The following is a 1909-nucleotide window of genomic DNA, read 5'->3' on the forward strand; positions in this document are numbered from 1 at the left end:
CTCCCCACACTCCCTTATCCCCGATCCCTTATCTTCATTCTGGCTCAAGGAGATCTTGCACTTGCATCAATAATTCATCAATATTGATTGGTTTGTGCAGCAATCCATTAACTTGTAATTGTTGCTGCTCGAATGTTGGCAATTCGTCGTAAGCTGTCACTATTACAATCGCAACTGAAGGCTGATTCTGTCGAATCCATTTGGCTACCTCATAACCATCGAGTTCTGGCATCATTAAATCTAATAACACTAAGTCTGGTGGATTCGCTTCTATTTTGGCAATTGCTGTATAACCACCAGAAGCAATGTCAACTTGATAACCTTCGGATTCTAGAATTGTTGCTAGTAGTAAAGAATTATCGATGACATCGTCAACAACAAGAATTTGTGTTTTCTTCAAATTTTCTTCAGGAAATAAACAATTCATACAACAAAATATTTATTAAATGTGTGATTTTATGAGAAGAGACTCAATAAATGAGATTCTGCCAAAACAAAACCTTTTTCTTTTATATTTCCTCTTACTTTGGTGTTATTTACCTCTGACTGTAGTAGGAATATAAACATATCTAAAGAAATATAAATAAAGATCAATAATAATAATATTTTGATTAATTTAATGTTTAACGATATCAATAAAAAAACAAATAATGTAGTTTAAATTACTTTTTATTTGTAGTACGCAATCACTGTAATTTGAGAAAGCTAAAAACTCAAACAATGCGATCGCCTGGGTATCCAAGTGTAGTTAATAGCAATTTTATTCTAAGTTTAAGTACATAATTACTATAAAAACACAATGTTGCTATATGCTCTGACTGGGTAGTTTATTATACTTGGAAAATGGTGTAAAGATATTGGCGATCGCAATGGATTATCATCTGATCGCTTACAAATGGTAGGTGAGTTTATTGCATATTTATCTGAGAAGTAAAGTGAAGAAGTAACCCCGGAATTACTTGATATACCTGGCTGAATCTTTTGAGCGTGGAAAAAAAGATGTTGCAGCAGGTAATGTAACTAACTGGAGAAATATCCGCTCAGATGTATGAAGTTGTTTTATCACTGTACGTTCGCTCATTTTTAAAGGGTGAGAGGAATTAATGCCTTACTGTTAAAGGAAACAATACGATTTTGGATATCCTAAAAGCATCACCGTGTAATACATGGAAAAAGGAAAAAAGCCCTTTCCATGTATTACATGGAAGCTATGGCTCATTAACATCTCATCTGTAATACTGAATATTACACTTTAAACTTCACTAATTTGGGGTTAAACTTACGATGTAATACACGGAAGAGGCGAATGTTAAAGCGGGATATTCAAGGGAAGTTCGCCCTGAAAGACGATGATTATCGTCAAGTGCGCTCTTTAAGATTAACGGATGAAACCTGGAAGGCTTTGGGGATCGCTGCCGAATGCTTGGGTATGACTAGAGCTGATTACGTCGAACAGGTGATTAGAAGGAATGCTCATCCAAGTATTACACGGGAAAAAAAGTTGGCACATAAAGCCAAAACTAGTGTTGTTGAAGTTGCGACCATGCCTCTAAAGGTGGCAACACTCGAAAGTTTACGTAACCAAGTAATATTGGAGTTGAAGTTAGGTAAGCAATCACCGGGCTACAAAGCAGCACTCAAAGCCCTCAATCATTTTATTGTGGTACTAAATAGCGAGTATACACAACAGTAGGAATTCGCTGTTTTGTATCAGTAAGCGGGGAAAACAGTGGACATAAGTTCTGAGCGGATTGACGATATTCCCGTCATCGTGGAATGGCTTGTTCAGATGGGGATAGCTAAATGTATTGACCAAAAACTCAAAAAACCACACGGAAACCACAAAGGCATGAGTTATGGTCAATTGAGTGTATTGTTACTGACATATATAATTACTCAATCAGACCAT

Annotated in this window: 2 protein-coding genes and 1 pseudogene; 2 read left to right on the forward strand and 1 reads right to left on the reverse strand. The window is 36.1% G+C overall.

Going from position 1 to position 1909, the window contains the following annotated elements:
* Positions 1-34: 34 nt before the first annotated feature.
* Positions 35-427 (reverse strand): response regulator, encoded by a 393-nt coding sequence (locus B4U84_RS15240; RefSeq protein ID WP_131119192.1) that lies wholly within the window; start codon positions 425-427, stop codon positions 35-37.
* A gap of 879 nt (positions 428-1306) precedes the next feature.
* On the opposite strand from B4U84_RS15240, the gene B4U84_RS15250 reads away from it, so the two are divergent.
* Both B4U84_RS15250 and B4U84_RS15255 read left to right on the forward strand, forming a co-directional pair.
* Entirely contained in the window at positions 1307-1693 is a 387-nt protein-coding gene (locus B4U84_RS15250; protein ID WP_096726370.1) for a hypothetical protein, read from the forward strand.
* Between the two features lie 36 nt (positions 1694-1729).
* Positions 1730-1909: pseudogene (locus B4U84_RS15255) on the forward strand (IS1634 family transposase); the annotation flags it as partial.

The organism is Westiellopsis prolifica IICB1 (assembly GCF_004323185.1).
Lineage (GTDB): Bacteria > Cyanobacteriota > Cyanobacteriia > Cyanobacteriales > Nostocaceae > Pelatocladus > Pelatocladus prolificus_A.

What these genes read in the sequence shown, in the direction of transcription:
- B4U84_RS15240 (WP_131119192.1), bottom strand. Translation starts at nt 427, where the DNA reads ATGAATTGTTTATTTCCTGAAGAAAATTTGAAGAAAACACAAATTCTT.
- B4U84_RS15250 (WP_096726370.1), top strand. Translation starts at nt 1,307, where the DNA reads ATGTTAAAGCGGGATATTCAAGGGAAGTTCGCCCTGAAAGACGATGAT.